Annotated in this window: 14 protein-coding genes; 9 read left to right on the plus strand and 5 right to left on the minus strand. The window is 66.4% G+C overall.

The window, feature by feature from the left end:
- Positions 1–152 precede the first annotated feature (152 nt).
- The 5 genes from Pen02_RS00220 to Pen02_RS00240 all read left to right on the plus strand — a co-directional run bounded on the left by Pen02_RS00220 (position 153) and on the right by Pen02_RS00240 (position 3,997).
- The gene (locus Pen02_RS00220; RefSeq protein WP_203863827.1) at positions 153–935 is read left to right on the plus strand and encodes a GntR family transcriptional regulator; all 783 of its coding nucleotides are present in this window, start codon (positions 153–155) and stop codon (positions 933–935) included.
- Between the two features lie 13 nt (positions 936–948).
- Complete coding sequence (locus tag Pen02_RS00225; protein ID WP_203863828.1) at positions 949–1,878, plus strand: DMT family transporter; 930 nt, start codon at positions 949–951, stop codon at positions 1,876–1,878.
- Positions 1,868–2,815: a UTRA domain-containing protein gene (locus tag Pen02_RS00230; RefSeq protein ID WP_203863829.1), complete on the plus strand. Its 948-nt coding sequence runs from the start codon at positions 1,868–1,870 to the stop codon at positions 2,813–2,815. The genes Pen02_RS00225 and Pen02_RS00230 overlap by 11 nt, the downstream gene beginning before the upstream one ends.
- Before the next feature lie 572 nt (positions 2,816–3,387).
- Positions 3,388–3,576, plus strand: a complete 189-nt coding sequence (locus Pen02_RS00235) for a hypothetical protein (RefSeq protein ID WP_203863830.1) — start codon at positions 3,388–3,390, stop codon at positions 3,574–3,576.
- Positions 3,577–3,814: 238 nt separating this feature from the next.
- Positions 3,815–3,997 (plus strand): hypothetical protein, encoded by a 183-nt coding sequence (locus Pen02_RS00240; protein WP_203863831.1) that lies wholly within the window; start codon positions 3,815–3,817, stop codon positions 3,995–3,997.
- A gap of 272 nt (positions 3,998–4,269) precedes the next feature.
- On the opposite strand, the gene Pen02_RS00245 is transcribed toward Pen02_RS00240, so the two are convergent.
- Both Pen02_RS00245 and Pen02_RS00250 read right to left on the minus strand, forming a co-directional pair.
- On the minus strand, positions 4,270–4,902 hold the full coding sequence (locus Pen02_RS00245; protein WP_203863832.1) for a hypothetical protein: 633 nt from the start codon (positions 4,900–4,902) through the stop codon (positions 4,270–4,272).
- The gene (locus Pen02_RS00250) at positions 4,899–5,375 is read right to left on the minus strand and encodes a hypothetical protein (RefSeq protein ID WP_203863833.1); all 477 of its coding nucleotides are present in this window, start codon (positions 5,373–5,375) and stop codon (positions 4,899–4,901) included. Before Pen02_RS00250 ends, Pen02_RS00245 begins: the two co-directional genes overlap by 4 nt.
- A 539-nt stretch (positions 5,376–5,914) precedes the next feature.
- Between Pen02_RS00250 and Pen02_RS00255 the strand changes: the two genes are divergently transcribed.
- Entirely contained in the window at positions 5,915–7,510 is a 1,596-nt protein-coding gene (locus tag Pen02_RS00255; RefSeq protein WP_203863834.1) for an ATP-dependent nuclease, read from the plus strand.
- A 438-nt stretch (positions 7,511–7,948) separates the two neighbouring features.
- Here Pen02_RS00255 and Pen02_RS00260 read toward each other — a convergent pair whose 3' ends face one another.
- The 3 genes from Pen02_RS00260 to Pen02_RS00270 all read right to left on the minus strand — a co-directional run bounded on the left by Pen02_RS00260 (position 7,949) and on the right by Pen02_RS00270 (position 9,844).
- Positions 7,949–8,365, minus strand: a complete 417-nt coding sequence (locus tag Pen02_RS00260) for a hypothetical protein (RefSeq protein ID WP_203863835.1) — start codon at positions 8,363–8,365, stop codon at positions 7,949–7,951.
- Positions 8,366–8,484: 119 nt separating this feature from the next.
- On the minus strand, positions 8,485–9,375 hold the full coding sequence (locus tag Pen02_RS00265; RefSeq protein WP_203863836.1) for a TIGR03619 family F420-dependent LLM class oxidoreductase: 891 nt from the start codon (positions 9,373–9,375) through the stop codon (positions 8,485–8,487).
- A gap of 106 nt (positions 9,376–9,481) precedes the next feature.
- Complete coding sequence (locus Pen02_RS00270) at positions 9,482–9,844, minus strand: MerR family transcriptional regulator (protein ID WP_203863837.1); 363 nt, start codon at positions 9,842–9,844, stop codon at positions 9,482–9,484.
- Positions 9,845–10,210: 366 nt separating this feature from the next.
- Here Pen02_RS00270 and Pen02_RS00275 point away from each other — a divergent pair, with 366 nt between their 5' ends.
- The 3 genes from Pen02_RS00275 to Pen02_RS00285 all read left to right on the plus strand — a co-directional run bounded on the left by Pen02_RS00275 (position 10,211) and on the right by Pen02_RS00285 (position 14,203).
- Complete coding sequence (locus Pen02_RS00275; protein ID WP_203863838.1) at positions 10,211–10,750, plus strand: hypothetical protein; 540 nt, start codon at positions 10,211–10,213, stop codon at positions 10,748–10,750.
- A gap of 85 nt (positions 10,751–10,835) precedes the next feature.
- Positions 10,836–11,354, plus strand: coding sequence for a hypothetical protein (locus tag Pen02_RS00280; protein WP_203863839.1), 519 nt, complete (start codon positions 10,836–10,838; stop codon positions 11,352–11,354).
- Between the two features lie 224 nt (positions 11,355–11,578).
- On the plus strand, positions 11,579–14,203 hold the full coding sequence (locus Pen02_RS00285) for an AAA family ATPase (protein WP_203863840.1): 2,625 nt from the start codon (positions 11,579–11,581) through the stop codon (positions 14,201–14,203).

Here is a 14,203-nt window from a genome sequence, read left to right on the forward strand (position 1 = left end):
CCCTGCCTCTAGGAGCGGAAGCAACTGGCTTGAGCCAGTTGACTGGCTTGAGCCAGTGTGGGAGGCGTGACGGACATCTGTCAAGAGGTGGCTTGAGCCAGTTGCGGTAGGCTGGTCGACGGCAGGGACCACCGACCCCAGGCAGGCAAACCATGGACGATCAAGCCGGCACAGACAGGCGTCCCCCGAGCCGACGCATCGCCGATGACCTGCGCACGAGCATTCAATCTGACGAGTTGGCGCCCGGGGCCAAGCTGCCGTCAGAGCGAGAGCTTGCCGCCCAGTACGGGACGGCCCGCAACACCGCCAGGGAAGCAATCAGCATCCTGCAAGGGGAGGGCTTGGTCGTTGCGCAGCACGGGCGCGGCGTCTTTGTCCGCCCACGGACGCCCCTGATGCGGCTCGGCGCCAACCGGTATTCGCGGCGCCTGCGCAGTGAGACCGGGCTATCGCCGTTCCGCATCGAAGTCACGAAACAGGGCCGGACACCGAAGACCGAGTGCCGGTCCGTCACCCGGGACAAGCCACCGGCAGACGTTGCCGATCGGCTCGGGCTCGACCCGAACACCGCGACAGTCATCCGCCGCGAGAACTGGTACTTCGCTGACGACGAGCCCGTACAGGTGGGCGTGACCTACATTCCCGTCGATGTGGCCGGTGACTCGCCGCTCGCCTCAGAGCGGACTCTCGGCAAAGGCAGCATCTACGCGAGGTTCGAAGACCTCGGCTACCGGATCACACGCATCCGGGAAGAGATCTCGGCCCGGATGCCGTACCACGAGGAATTCACCGGCTTGAGCATGCCGCCCGGCGTACCGGTCATCGAGGTGCTGCACACCAGCTTTGACGATAAACACAAGCCCTTCGAGGTCACCCGCTTCGTCATGCGTGGTGATCTGAACGGACTGGACTACGAAATGCCCGTCGAGGACTGACGAAAGGTGCCAGATGAGTCGCGGCAGTCTGGTTCGGCTGTTGATGCTCGCACTTCTATGGGGGTCCGGATTCCTCTGGATCAAGCTGGCACTACGCGGCTTCTCCCCGGTCCAGATCGTCCTTGTCCGTCTCGCCCTCGGCGCACTGGTACTCGTCCCCATAGCACTTCATCGGGGCCTACGGTTTCCCACTGACCGCAGGACATGGGGACACCTGTTCGTTGCGGCGCTGGTTGCCAACGCCATCCCCTACACCCTATTCGCAGTTGGTGAACGCACCGTTGATTCAAACGTGGCTGGAGTCATCAACGCGACCACACCACTATGGACAGCGTTGTTCGCCTTTGGGGTCGGGACCGATCGCACCGCTACATGGTCGCGCGGCCTGGGTTTGACCCTCGGCTTCGTCGGCACTGTGCTCATCTTCACGCCATGGGAGTCGGCCAACGAAATAGCCAGTTGGGGAGGAGTCGCCATCCTAATCGCTTCTGCCAGCTACGGCATCTCCTACGTCTACATGGGCCGGTTCCTGGCGAACCGGGGAACCTCTCCGATCATGTTGTCCGCCACACAGCTCGCAGCCGGAACCCTGCTGATGGTCCTAGCGCTGCCGCTCGGCGGGTTCACCGCACCACAATGGCGCCTTGACGCTTTGGCCAGCCTGGTCATTCTCGGCATCCTCGGCACCGGCGTCGCCTACGTGCTCAACTATCGACTCATCGGCGATGAAGGGCCAACTCTCGCCTCCATCACCACCTATCTCCTACCAGTGGTTGCCGTCATCCTCGGAGCCCTGGTCGTCGCCGAACCAGTCACAGCTCCCATGATCGGCGGAATGCTTCTTGTTCTCGGAGGCGTCGCCCTTGTGCAGCGCCGCACCCCGAAATCCACCACCAAGGCCACCGCCCCGATACGGACTGAGACGGTGCACGATGCTCGGTGAGCAAGACTTTCCCCGTCTTATGCGGCAACTACGGCGGCAGCAGCGACTTTCGTTCCGCAAGCTGGCGAAGATCGTCCACTACTCACACACCTACCTGTGGGACATCGAGAGCGGCGCCAAACCACCCACTCCTCACATAGCCGAAGCGCTCGACGCGGCCCTTGACGCCAACGGCCAGCTTGAACGACTGGCGGGCAACGCGCGGGATGATTGGGAAACCGAACCCTCTCCGGTAGTTCCGCCGCTTTTGACGAATTCGGACGTCCATCATATGGACACTCGGCCGGCAGCGTCAGCAGGGTCAGTCTCCCCCAGGAGGTCGACGCTTGGCAGTGCATCCCGTCGGGCGCAAGCCGCAACCGTGCTTTACGATGTCTTCGTGCGTAGCCGGCCACCGCTTACACGCCTCGGCACAGACCGCTACTCGCAGCGAATCCGACAGGCAACCGGCCTGACACCGTTTCGCGCGGAAGCAACAATGCAGGGCCGGATCCCAGTCACCGAGTGTCAGTCGGTCACCCGGCAGCCAGCGCCTAGCGATATAGCCACCCTGCTATTGCTGACTCCAGGAGAGAGCGTAATTTGCCGGGAGAATCGGTACTTCGCCGACGGCGAGCCGGTGCAACTCGGTCAGACGTATATACCCCTGCACATCGCCGGGACGTCGGCAATCGCGAGCAAGAAGAACCTCGGAGCCGGTGGACTCTTCGCCAGGTTCGAGGATCTCGGCCACCGAATCACCCACATCAGGGAACAGGTAACGACCCGATTCCCCACCCGAGACGAAGCACTCGCCCTGAAACTTCAGCCAGGCGTGCCCGTCATCGTCGTCCTGCACGCCGCCCATGATGACAACGGCACGCCCTTCGAGGTGACTCGCTTTGTCATGCGTTCGGACCTCATGGCCATTCAGTACGCCATGACGCTCGGCGACTGACAGATGCCGCTTGTCCGCGTACAAGCTGGCGAACATCAGTCCCCTGGTCTTTAACAGGCGGCACCGGAAGGCTATCTATAGGGCGTGGTCAACCAGGTAGCGGTACCCGATGGGACCACGCCCCGTCGAGTCGGGTTCGAACCCCGTGCGGATCCGGCCCGACCGCCAAGGTGAGAGCGGCGCTCCGTGACCGGTGGTCCGGGGCGCCGCGACCGGAGGGAGCGCGTGTCATGGTCTGGCCTTTCCGCCGCTTGCACTACACCGAACGTCCCGCGTCCGCCATCCGGGGACCGAGGCGGGGCGATCGCCGACCAGCCGCCCTGCGAGGCGCCGACCCGGCTGGATCGCCTTCCGTCGTTTACCTAGGGCCGGGACCACGGGTACCGGGTGTGGGAGCGGTGATCGACAACCGTTCTCGACGCTGGTCCCTGAGTCTGAGCAGCGATCGGGGCCGCCCAGCGGTGCGGGTCGAGGTTCCCGAGCTGCCAGAGGGCACCCTGCTACGGCTACAACATGCGCAGTGGTGCACGGTAGAACAGCAGACGTCAGGGCTGCGGCACCTCCGAAGGCCGATGAACGGCCTGGACCTGGTAGTGACCCAGACGCATCGGCGTGTGGTGCTTTCCGACGGCTACCTGTGGGCGTGGGTTTCCGGCCACGAACCTGCCTGCAACCGGGCGGACCGCGAGCCGCACCCGCCGTGTACCGAGGTGCTGGTGTCGCTGAGCGTCCTGTGCAGCGCCGCCGAGAACCAGCCGTGACCAGGCCGCATGAATGCCTGCGCTACTACCTCAAGCGGCGGGCTGGCCGCGACCCGCAGGATCGCGGGTGTGTAAGCGGATGATCGCGCGTGGCCGTCTGCAACTGGTGCCGGTGGTCTACGCGTGCGGCTGCCGGCCGGCGGCCACGACGGTGCTGCAAGCTCCACTGACCTAGGTGGCGCCGATGACGGAGCAGGTTCGCGGGACTACGGGGATGGACTGAGTGGCCGGACGTCGAGTGACGATGAACCTGACCGCCGATGCTGCGGCGGCCTTGGAGCGGATCCCCGCCCGGGACCAGACCGAGGCAGTGTGCAAGGCACTCCGACTGGCAGCGGGAATCTGGCGACACATCGATTCTGACGGGCAGTTGACGGTGCTCAAGCCGTCTGGTGCAGTGGTTGAGATTCACATTGTGTGATACTCGGCCCATTTTCACCCGCTCCTAGCCGCCCCAACTCGGCGCACGTCGTCGTTGCCCGCCCGCCGCCGCTGGCTTAGCGGAAAAGCGACCGGGCCGAAAGCCCGCACGTAGGTAGCCTCTGGTGCCCGGGTGAAGCGACCCGGTGCGGGTCCTAGAGATGACCACCTGGACTGGCTTTGCCGCTTTGCCGTCAGATCGCCGGCCGTCGTGGTCATCCAGGCGCCCAGCCGCTACAAGTGCCCACTACAAGTCAAGCCGAGGATGTTTCTTCACTTATGCACGCCAGCAGTCCACAACACTAAGATAGTTATGATGGCAAATAGGCAAACGCCAGCGCCCCAGCCGAAGGATTTCCACGACCATCCAACCGTACTAGATTCTTGCGCCTGAGCTGCGTAGGCCATGTTTTGAGCTGCGACGTCCATTGCGTCGGCGACGCGCTCCCACTCTCGGATCTCGGAGCTTGTGTTCCGAAGCGAGGACGTAGCGCTCCGAATCCTTCCTGTCAGGTCTGTGAATTCACGTAAAGCCTGCTCTAGGGTTGTGGACGCGGTGCTTATTTGCTGCGCGACTTCCGGGTTTATACTTTCGCCTGCGCGACGCAACATGTGGGCGACGTCCTCATTGATACAACGACTCGCGCGGTACAGGAGGCTGGCTACATCCTCGTTGATGCTGCGAGCTGCGGCTCCAAGAGCGAAGGCCACGTCGGGGGAGATGACGCCATCCCGTAGCGCTGTGGCGAGAAGATTGGCCAGCGCGGGGGCATCCTTTGAAAGCTTGGCCAGCAGTGCCTTGGTCTTTGCGTCAAGGGTTTCTATGTTCAGGTCGCGACCGACGAAGATGCCGCTACTGTGGTTGTGTTGATCCCGAGGTCCATGGTCGGGAGTAGACGCGGTCATTCACTACCCGATCCGAAATTGTAGTCGCGACCGATGAAGACGCCGGAGCCATGATTATGCTGTTCCCTCACATTGAATGCGTTGTTGCCAGTGCTAGCGATTCCACTATTTTGTTCGATCACGATCGAACGCTCGCCGACTGCCTCGATATCAGCCGGAGGCAACATGGCCGCTATGTCACGAACCAGGGCGGCGTCATCGGCAAGGGCCTGGCGAATTTGCAGGCGTAGCGCTGCATCTCCATCTTTTTCTCCGCCGGCTGCGTAGTTGATGGCTTCCTCGATGGAAGCCCTGGACTGCTCGCGCCTCAGTATCCGGTTGAGTAACTGCTGCCCGAGGTTGACTGTTGCGTCGGAAGCATGCGCGATCGCGAGTTCACGAATTTTGTCAACGGTGTCCTTGCCGTAGGCCGCGACTACGGCGGTTGCGTATGGCATCACGGCGGAGGCTGTGTGTGCGACATCGAGATCCATCCACCTTGCATACACGAAGACAAGAGCCGAGACACGGTCTAGTTGCTGACGGATTCGCGACATTCGCGAGCGAGTAACGGTCAGAGCCGATGTCTCCGGCGGAGCCTCTGGTTAAGGGGAGGCGAGGGCAGTGGGGGAGTCGGCGCGACCGAGGCTTGTACCTTGCGGATATGGACTGGGAGACGCTGGTGCCGGCCCTGATTGCGGCCAGTACTGCCCTGCGCTGAACGCTCCGTACCCGCCGCTGAGGCCCCAGGGAGGGAAGGAGCGGAGGTGAGGGCAGAGAGCTCTGCCCCCGGTGGGGCCAGACGACTCCAGGATGGAGTTGCCGAACAGCCTCGGTGGGTGGGTAGTTGGGGAACTGCCCCGTTCGTCACCCTGGCCTTGGCCCCTCCAGCCGTGGCTCGGCGGAGGACGGGATGGCAGAGAAGGGCTTAAGCTGCGTCGATGCAATTAGCTTCTCGCACGAAGGTGCCTCTAGCTCCGAAATTGACGCATTAGATCGTCTGTAGCACCCTTGGGGTGGATTGAGGGGAAAAATGCTTTACACCTCGATATCGATACGAAACTTCCGGTCGGTCGTTGACTCCGGTAAAATTCCGCTTGGTCCCGTGACTTTGCTTGTCGGTCGTAATAACTCGGGAAAATCGACCGTCATCCGTGCGCTTTATCTGTCCCAAGAGGGGGCGCAGCAGGGAGAAAGTGACGTCCGCGTTGGGGCTTCCTCGTATGAGATCGATTTGACGTTGGGTCAATGGCACAATTTCAGCGATTCGAGGCATGCAGGCGAAATCGCGCCGGGATCTGTCCTTCGGCTAAAGGGAGTGGGGCAGAATCTCAGGGGTCAAATTACGGAGAGGGCCAAATCGTTTGTGCCGCTGGCTGGTAATGTGGAGCCAAGAAACTCTATATACCCAGTTCTAGCTACCCGACGTCAATCACGCTATGAAGAGCAAGTTCGACGAAATTCCGCCATAACTGTCAGTCCAACCGATTCGAATCTCGTTTCGAGAGTGATGGCTCTCGCTACCTCGGAGATACCCGAGGCCCGCGCGTTCCGTACTTCATGCCGAGATGTTCTTGGCGTCAGCCTGAACATCTTGACAAACGAGCATGGGCAGCAGCAGCTGGGCATTCAAGTCGATCGTTTCACCGAGATACCGCTACATGCGATGGGGGCGGGAATTACTTCGGCTCTGAACCTGCTTCTCAGCTTAAGTGCAAGTCGAAATAAGTTATTCCTAATCGAGGAGCCGGAGAATGATCTCCACCCGCAGGCGTTGAAATCGCTTCTAGGCTTGATACTTGCCGCCTCGGCTGAGAATCAGTTCGTCATAACGACTCATAGCAGCATCGTTATGGCTAAGCTTGGCGCCATCCCTGGTGCTGTAGTCGTTCATACCACGAGTGACGGCGAGATTCCACCAACGAGTTCCTATGACGTTATCAACTCGCCGGCCTCGCGGATATCCGTATTGCAGGACCTTGGCTATGAGTTGGCCGATCTCGATCTCGGAGAGGGGTGGCTCATTTTCGAGGAGTCCAGCGCCGAGCGCTTGGCCAGAGAATTCCTTATCCCCTGGTTTGCTCCTCGCCTGCTTCGCCTTAGGACGTTAGCGGCCAGCGGCACTTCACGGCTTGAGCCGATCATGCAGGACTTTCGAGAACTCTTTTTGTTCGCTCACCTTGAGCCGATGTATCGGGGTCGCGCGTGGGTGATCGCAGATGGAGATCGGTCGGGAATCGCGGTCATCGAAACTTTGAGGCGAAATTTCTCCGGTTGGCCAGCGGATCGCTTCATCAACTTGAACCGCACCGACTTTGAGATGTACTACCCCTCTTGCTTCAAAGATGATGCCGAACGCGCGCTTTCAGAGAAAGATAAACGAAAGCGCCGGGAAGCGAAACGCGTGCTGCTTAATGCGGTTCTTGCCTGGATTGTTGAAGATGAACAGGTGGCGAAAGAGGCTTTTGCCGATTCTGCCCGAGAAGTGATTGATAGATTGCGGGCGATTGAGAGCGCGCTACTCGGTTTGGGGCGCGTGTCTGGCGGTGCCGTTGACCGTACAACAGCGATTTCTAGGTCGACAGAATCCTTGCGTCTCAGAGCGGGACCGGCTGAGCGGCTAGCTTGATGTTCTGGGCCTGGCCTGCTGCCGGCATCGGCCGATGCAGTTTAGCATCGAACCAGGACAACAGAGGTCAATTGAGGCGGTCGCCGACCACGGTGACCAAGGCGCGGCTGGCCGGACAGCGCACCTCCGATGCTTCCCAAGCTAATGGTTCCACCTGAGGAGCCCGGGTAACTGGGACCAACGGTCTCAGTTGTGGTCTCATTCGCTGTCGTACAAGGTTGTCCGTGCCGGTCCGACAGACAGTCGGACTGCTGGTCACGGCCACTGTCGGACCGGTCCGGACGCATGATCGCAGACCTCGAAAGCGTGTGAGGGTTTACGCCCTCCGCGGGTTCAAATCCCGCCGCCACCGCCACTGAACAAGCAGAACGCCCGGCAGTCGAAACGACCTGCCGGGCGTTCTGCCTGTGGCCCCCAGTTGCGGGGTTCGACGTGCCGTCAGGCGGCGTCGAGGGCTTCGGTGATCTTGCGGATCATCTCGGCCATCGGCGGACTGACCTCGCCACGTTGGGCCCCGGCAGCCGCGTTGACGGCGACGATGACGGTGTTGCGGAAGTTGTCGGCTTCCGCCGGGTCTTGCTTCTTGAGCAGGTGCATGGAATCGGTCAGGGCCGGCAGTACCTGGTCGGCGAGTGCGGCTGCGGACTTGCGGTTCAGTTTCTCGCCCTTCGGCTTCTCGGCGAGTACGTGCCCGACCAGGCCGGTCGCCGACGTCAGGGCGAGGAAGCCGTTGGTGGCGATCTTGTGGGGCGAGTCCGCGACGCCGGCGATCGACAGCAGCTCGACGGCACCGTACCCGGCGGTGCGGAGGGTGATCTTGTCCTGGTCGGAGAGGGAAGCGCTGTAGTTCGTCATGTGGCAACTATCAGCGGCTGGCCTGTCACTGCCCTGACCTCGCCCTGACACGGCCACTGACACGATGTTCCGCCTGGTCGCGCCGCCTCAGGACGCTGTCACCGTGCCGTTCCAGGCCGTCAGCCCGGTCCCGGGCCGGGCTGGTCCACTCGACTGTCCAGCAGGCCGAACCGCTCGGCGAACGCGGACAGTTCGTCGCGCTGCCGCTCCGGCTCCGTACTGCCGGCGCCGACCACCACCCGGGTCACGCCCTCCGCAGCCAACGCCTCTACCCGTTCCGTCGACATGTCGATCGACCCCCAGCGGGTGTACTCGATCGCGTCCGGGTCCCGCCCGGCCCGGGCGGCGGTCGACCGGGCCAGGTCGAGTTGGCCGGCCCGCTCCTGCGGCGTGAGCGCGCCGCCGGGGAAATAGCCGTCACCGCGTCGTCCGGCCCGGCGGGCCGCCGCCCGGCTCGAACCGCCGACGTGGATCGGCAGTTGGGTGACGCCGTACGGCTTCGGAAAGCTGCACAGGTCGTCGAAGTCGAAGAACTCCCCGTGGAAGCTGACGCCCTCCTCGCCACCGCCCCAGAGCAGCCGCAGTACGTCGATCGACTCGTCCGCGCGGCGGCCCCGGCTGGCGAAGTCGACACCGACCGCGCGGGCCTCGCCGGGCAGGGTGCCGAGTCCCACGGTCAGCAGCCGCATCCGCCCCTTCGACAGCACGTCGATCGTGGCCAGCCGCTTGGCGAGGGTCACCGGGTGGTGGTACGGCAGCAGCAGTACGCCGGTGCCGAGCAGGATCCGCCGGGTGGCCGCCGCGACGAAGCTCAGACAGTCGAGCGGGTCGGCGTACGGCAGGGTCGGCGGAATCTCGGACTGGCCGAACATCGCGCCGGGGTACAGCACGATGTGCTCGGGCAGGTAGAGCGACTCGAAGCCGCACGACTCGGCGTGCTGGGCGTAGCCGACGAGTTTCTCGGGGTCGACGCCGTAGAAGGGCGTGCTGTAGCTGATCGCGAACTTCATCGCGTCTTACTCCACTTTTGGGGGCGCCGGATCCGACCACACCTGCCCGAACGGGCCAGCGCCGGTCGGGCAGGCCGGCACAGCGCCCTACGGTCGGCGGGATCGGCTACTGCGGCCGGGTCGCGAGCGCGTGGGTGAGTTGCTCCTGTAGGTGCCGCCGTACCGTGCCGAGCCGGTCGAGGCAGTCGTCGACCTCGGCGAGCTTGCGGCGCAGTACGGCCACCGAGTCCGGGCAGGCGTCCCCGGACGGGTTTCCGGCCCGCAGGCAGGCGACGAAGGGGCGGATGTCGTCGAGGCCGAAGCCGACCGCGAGCAGTTCCCGGATCTCGCGTACGACCCGCAGCTCCGCCTCGTCGTAGCGGCGGTAGCCGTTGGCGGCCCGTGCCGGGCGTACCAGCCCGTGCGCCTCGTAGTAGCGCAGCATCCGGGTGCTCGTGCCGGCCTGCTCCGCCAGCTCGCCGATCAGCATCCGACCTCCTCCACCAGCCCGTATCGGCAACGCTAGACCTTGTCGCCGATGTCAAGGCAACGTCCGCCGAGTGACGGCCGTCTCGGTCGGCGCCGCCCCCCGCCGGTGGAGCTCCCGGCCCGCCCCAACCCGTCATCCAAGGCCGGTGGCGGGTACCTGCCGCTCGACCCGGCCCACCCGGCCGACCGGACCGATAGTGCCGGTCGAACCCGCCCGGACGCCGCTGCTCGGTGGCCGATCCGATGGGTTAGCCGGTCATTTCGATCTTGCGCTATGGGTCAGTCCGGCTGATCTGTCGAGCAGGCTCCTCGGACACCTACCGTCTGTTACCAAGACCAGTCAGATGGTCACGGAGAGGAGTCCACTGTGCTCACATCGACCGAACAGGACGCGCCGACCACCCCGGCACGTACGCCCCGCCGCGCCGCCGGCCTCACCCGCCGCGCCGGACTGGTGCTGGGGCTGGCCGCCGCGATGACCGGTGTCGCGTTCGTGGGGGCGAGCCCGGCGATGGCCGCGCCCGCCTGCGGTGCGGAGCGGGCCTACATCCACCAGACGCCGCCCGGCGGCAGCGGTGGCGGGCCCAGCATCGACAGCCTGTTCAACCCGACCGAGTTCAACATCAGCGCCAGCGCCGCCTCGGTGCGCAACGTCTTCCTGGCCGGCGTGCACCGGCCGCGCCGCTCGATCGTCTTCAACTTCTACAACCAGGACAACGCGCTCATCCGGCAGTACACCACCACGGCGTCGGACGACGGCGGCGTCGTCCGGCAGGAGCGGAACGTCATTCCGTGGGACTACCCGGCCGGTACCCGGATCCGGTTCACCGCCGTCATCCGTACCCGGTGCGGCGGTGACGACGTGCCGAAGACCGTGAACGTGGGAGCCATCAACACCGTCCCGTGATCCCGACGCCGACCGTGGCCGGTCCTCGCCGCCCCTCGACCGGGGCCGGCCACGGCGGTCGATCAGCACCGAGAGGAGTTGCACTGTGGTGACGTCGACAGTACGAAGCGCCGGCTCGCCGCCGCAGGCGGTGACGATGTCCCGGCGTACCGGACTGGCGCTGGCGTTGGCGGCGGCGGTGACCGGCGCCGTGGCCCTGGCCGGCGCGGACCCCGCCCAGGCCGGCCCGCTGGTCTGCGGTCAGGAGTACGCGGAGTTCTACCAGACCACGGCCGACGGCCGGTGGCGCGGTCCGGGCAGCGACAGCCGGAGTCCCCGCGACATCGTGCTCAGCACCAACGACCTGGAACGGCGGTACCTCGCTCTTTCCGGGGTGCAGCGACCCCGCCGCACGATGCGGTTCACCTTCGTCGACGAGAACGACATCGTGATCAGGACGGTCGAGACCACCCCGTCCGACACCGGCGCCGTCCGGCCCTTCGTGATCGCCTGGGACGCCCCGGTCGGCTCGCGGGTCCGGGTCTACGCCGTGATCCACACCAGGTGCGGTGGCGACGACGTGATCCGCGAGGTCTACGTGGGCGCCGTCAACACCACACCCTGACCCGGCCGTCCCGACGGCCCAGCTCGATCCCCACTGACGACCGAGGTCGACCCGGCCGCCCGCCCTGCCCCGGGCGGTCGGCCCGTCCTCCCGGGCACGAGACCTGCGGACAATTGTCCATCCACCCCGCCGGGGCGACGAGATGATCGCGTTCAGTTGCCCTCCAGTCCCGGCTGCCAGCATCTTCCTGCGGGACAGATGCCTGGCTACGGGGGTGGAGGGTCATGTCGCAGTGGTCGCCGACGGTGTGGCCGTTCGAGGGGCGGGACACGGAACTGGCGTCCGTGGTCGAGGCGTTCACCGACTCGGCCACGAACGCTGTACTGATCATGGCGCCGGCCGGGCTGGGCAAGACCCGGCTGGCCCGGGAGGCGCTGCACCGGCTCGGCTGCCGTACCCGATGGGTGGCCGCCACCCGGGCCGCCACCGCCATCCCGTTCGGCGCCCTGGCCCACCTGCTCCCGGACGAGCCGTCCCGGCTGCCGGAAGAAACGCCGGAGCCGCCGGACGAACCGATGCGGCTGCCGGACGGGGCGCCGCTGACCCAGGTCGGGCCGGTGGGGCTGGTACGCGCCTTTACGGCCCAGGTCGCCGGCTGGGGTGGCCGGACCCGGGTGGCCGTCGGGGTCGACGACGCCCACCTGCTCGACGACGCCTCCAGTACGGTCGTCGCCAACCTGGTCTCCAGTTCCGCGGCGTTCGTCGTGCTGACCGTGCGTACCGGTGAGCCGGTCGCCGACTGCCTGGCCCGGCTGGCCAAGGAGGGCGAGGCGGTACTGCTGGACCTGGCGCCGCTGCCCACTCCGGTCATCGACCGGCTGATCGACCACAGCACCTGTGGCACCGTCGACGCGATCGAGCGGCGCCGGCTGCGCGCGGGCGCCTGGGGCAACCCGCTGGCCCTGCGCGAGTTGTTGCACGGTGCGGTGGCGGGCGGGTTGACCGACCTGATCGCCGCCCGGCTCGACCGGCTCGATCCGGCCACCCGCAGGGTCGTCGAGCTGGTGGCCTGTGGCGAGCCGGTGCCGCTGGCCTTCCTCGAACGGCTCGCCGGCCCGGAGGTGGTCGCCACCGCCGAGGAGAGCGGACTGGTGGCCGCCGAGCGGGACGGCGTACGGGTGCAGGCCCGACTCGACCATCCGCTCTTCGGCGAGGTGCTGCGTACCCGGATGGCTGCCGCCCGGTCCCGGCAGGCGTACCGGGATCTCGCGGAGCAGTTGTTGGCGACGCCGCTGCGGCGCCGGGACGACACCCTGCGCGCCGCACTGTGGCAGGTGGAGGGGGGCAGGATCGTCCGGGCCGACCTGGTCCGGGAGGGGGCCCGGCAGGCGATCGGCCGGTCCGGGCTCGACCTGGCGGAACGGCTGGCCCGGTCCGCCCGTTCCGCCGAACCCGGCCCGCCGGCCGACCGGCTGCTGGCCGAGATCCTGGAATACCAGGGGCGCAGCGAGGAGGCCGCCGCGCTGTTGCCGGTGAGCCCGCCGGAGCAGCCGACCGAACGGCTCGCCTGGGCGGGTACCCGGGCGGACTGGTTCTACTGGGGTCGTGGTGACCTGGCCACCGCCGAACGGGTACTCGACACCGCCGCCGGGCATCCCCGGGTGGAGAGCGCGCGGGCGTTCATCCTCGTCTTCGCCGGCCGGTGCGGGGACGCGCTGCGGGCCGCCGAGACGGTGCTCGACGGGGAGCACGCCGATCCGCAGGCGCTGGTCTGGGCCGCCGCTGCGGCCACCGCCTCGCTGGGCTTCCTCGGCCATCTCGACCGGGCCGAGGCTGTCCGGCTGCGGGGCATGACGACCGCCACCGCGTACGCCTCGGCACTGCCGTGGGGGCGGTTCCAGATGGAGGTGGGGGCCTGTCTGGCGCACCTGGCCGCCGGATATCCGGAGACGGCGGCGGCGGTAGCGGCCGAGGGCCACCGCACCGCCACCCAGGGCGGGGTACCGATGATGGTCAGCGCGTGGGCCCTCTACGAGGGCATCGTCGCCACCGTCCAGGGGCGCCTGCCGCACGCCGAGGTCCGGCTCGCCGAGGCCCGGGCCGGTTTCGACCAGAGCGACACCTTCCGGCTGCGGCGTGCCTGCCTGGCCGCACAGTCCTTCGGGTACGCGCTGCGCGGCCAGTACGCGGTCGCGGCGGAACTGATGGCGGACGCCGACCGGACCGACAACGGAACGAACCAGCTCTTCGCCCCGTGGATCGCCACCTGGCGCGGCTGGCTGGCACTGGCCGGCGGGGACACCGCCGCCGCCGTCCGGCACGCCGAGCACGGCGCGGAGCTGGCCGCCGCCGCAGGTATGCCGTGCGTCGAAGCCCAGGCCCGCTACGACATGATCCGGCTGGGCGGGCGCGCCGACCTGGCCCGGATGGCGGCGCTGCCCGGACCGGTGCCGGGCCTGCTGGCCGCCGCCGCGCGGGCACTGTCCGAACCCGACGGACCGGCGATGGTACGCGTCGCGGAGCAGCTCGCCGGCCTCGGTCACCACCTCGTCGCCGCCGAACTGGCCACCGCCGCCGGCCGGCTCCTGCGGTCCGCCGGGTACCCCGCCCGGGCCGCCCTGGCCAACGCCGCCGCCACCGAATGGCGGGCCAACTGCCCGGGTGTGCGTACGCCGCTGTTGGCCCACGCCGACCTCGGCAGCCTGCTGACCGTACGGGAGCGGCAGATCGCCCTGCTCGCCACCCGGCAGCCGAGCAGGTCCATCGCCGAACAGCTCGGTCTCGCCCTGCCGACCGTCAACAACGCGCTCGCCCGGATCTACACCAAGCTCGGCATCACCGGCCGGGCAGAACTACGCGGGCTGCTCGACGTGCCGGCGGAAGCGGACGAGAGTGCGACCACACGCTGA

The sequence above is a fragment of the Plantactinospora endophytica genome (assembly GCF_016862915.1).
Lineage (GTDB): Bacteria > Actinomycetota > Actinomycetes > Mycobacteriales > Micromonosporaceae > Plantactinospora > Plantactinospora endophytica.

Coding starts and splice junctions, on each gene's coding strand:
- Pen02_RS00250 (WP_203863833.1), bottom strand. CDS start 5,375: ATGGATCTCGATGTCGCACACACAGCCTCCGCCGTGATGCCATACGCA.
- Pen02_RS00235 (WP_203863830.1), top strand. CDS start 3,388: ATGAACGGCCTGGACCTGGTAGTGACCCAGACGCATCGGCGTGTGGTG.
- Pen02_RS00230 (WP_203863829.1), top strand. CDS start 1,868: ATGCTCGGTGAGCAAGACTTTCCCCGTCTTATGCGGCAACTACGGCGG.
- Pen02_RS00270 (WP_203863837.1), bottom strand. CDS start 9,844: ATGCTGATCGGCGAGCTGGCGGAGCAGGCCGGCACGAGCACCCGGATG.
- Pen02_RS00285 (WP_203863840.1), top strand. CDS start 11,579: ATGTCGCAGTGGTCGCCGACGGTGTGGCCGTTCGAGGGGCGGGACACG.
- Pen02_RS00225 (WP_203863828.1), top strand. CDS start 949: ATGAGTCGCGGCAGTCTGGTTCGGCTGTTGATGCTCGCACTTCTATGG.
- Pen02_RS00220 (WP_203863827.1), top strand. CDS start 153: ATGGACGATCAAGCCGGCACAGACAGGCGTCCCCCGAGCCGACGCATC.
- Pen02_RS00245 (WP_203863832.1), bottom strand. CDS start 4,902: ATGACCGCGTCTACTCCCGACCATGGACCTCGGGATCAACACAACCAC.
- Pen02_RS00260 (WP_203863835.1), bottom strand. CDS start 8,365: ATGACGAACTACAGCGCTTCCCTCTCCGACCAGGACAAGATCACCCTC.
- Pen02_RS00255 (WP_203863834.1), top strand. CDS start 5,915: ATGCTTTACACCTCGATATCGATACGAAACTTCCGGTCGGTCGTTGAC.
- Pen02_RS00265 (WP_203863836.1), bottom strand. CDS start 9,375: ATGAAGTTCGCGATCAGCTACAGCACGCCCTTCTACGGCGTCGACCCC.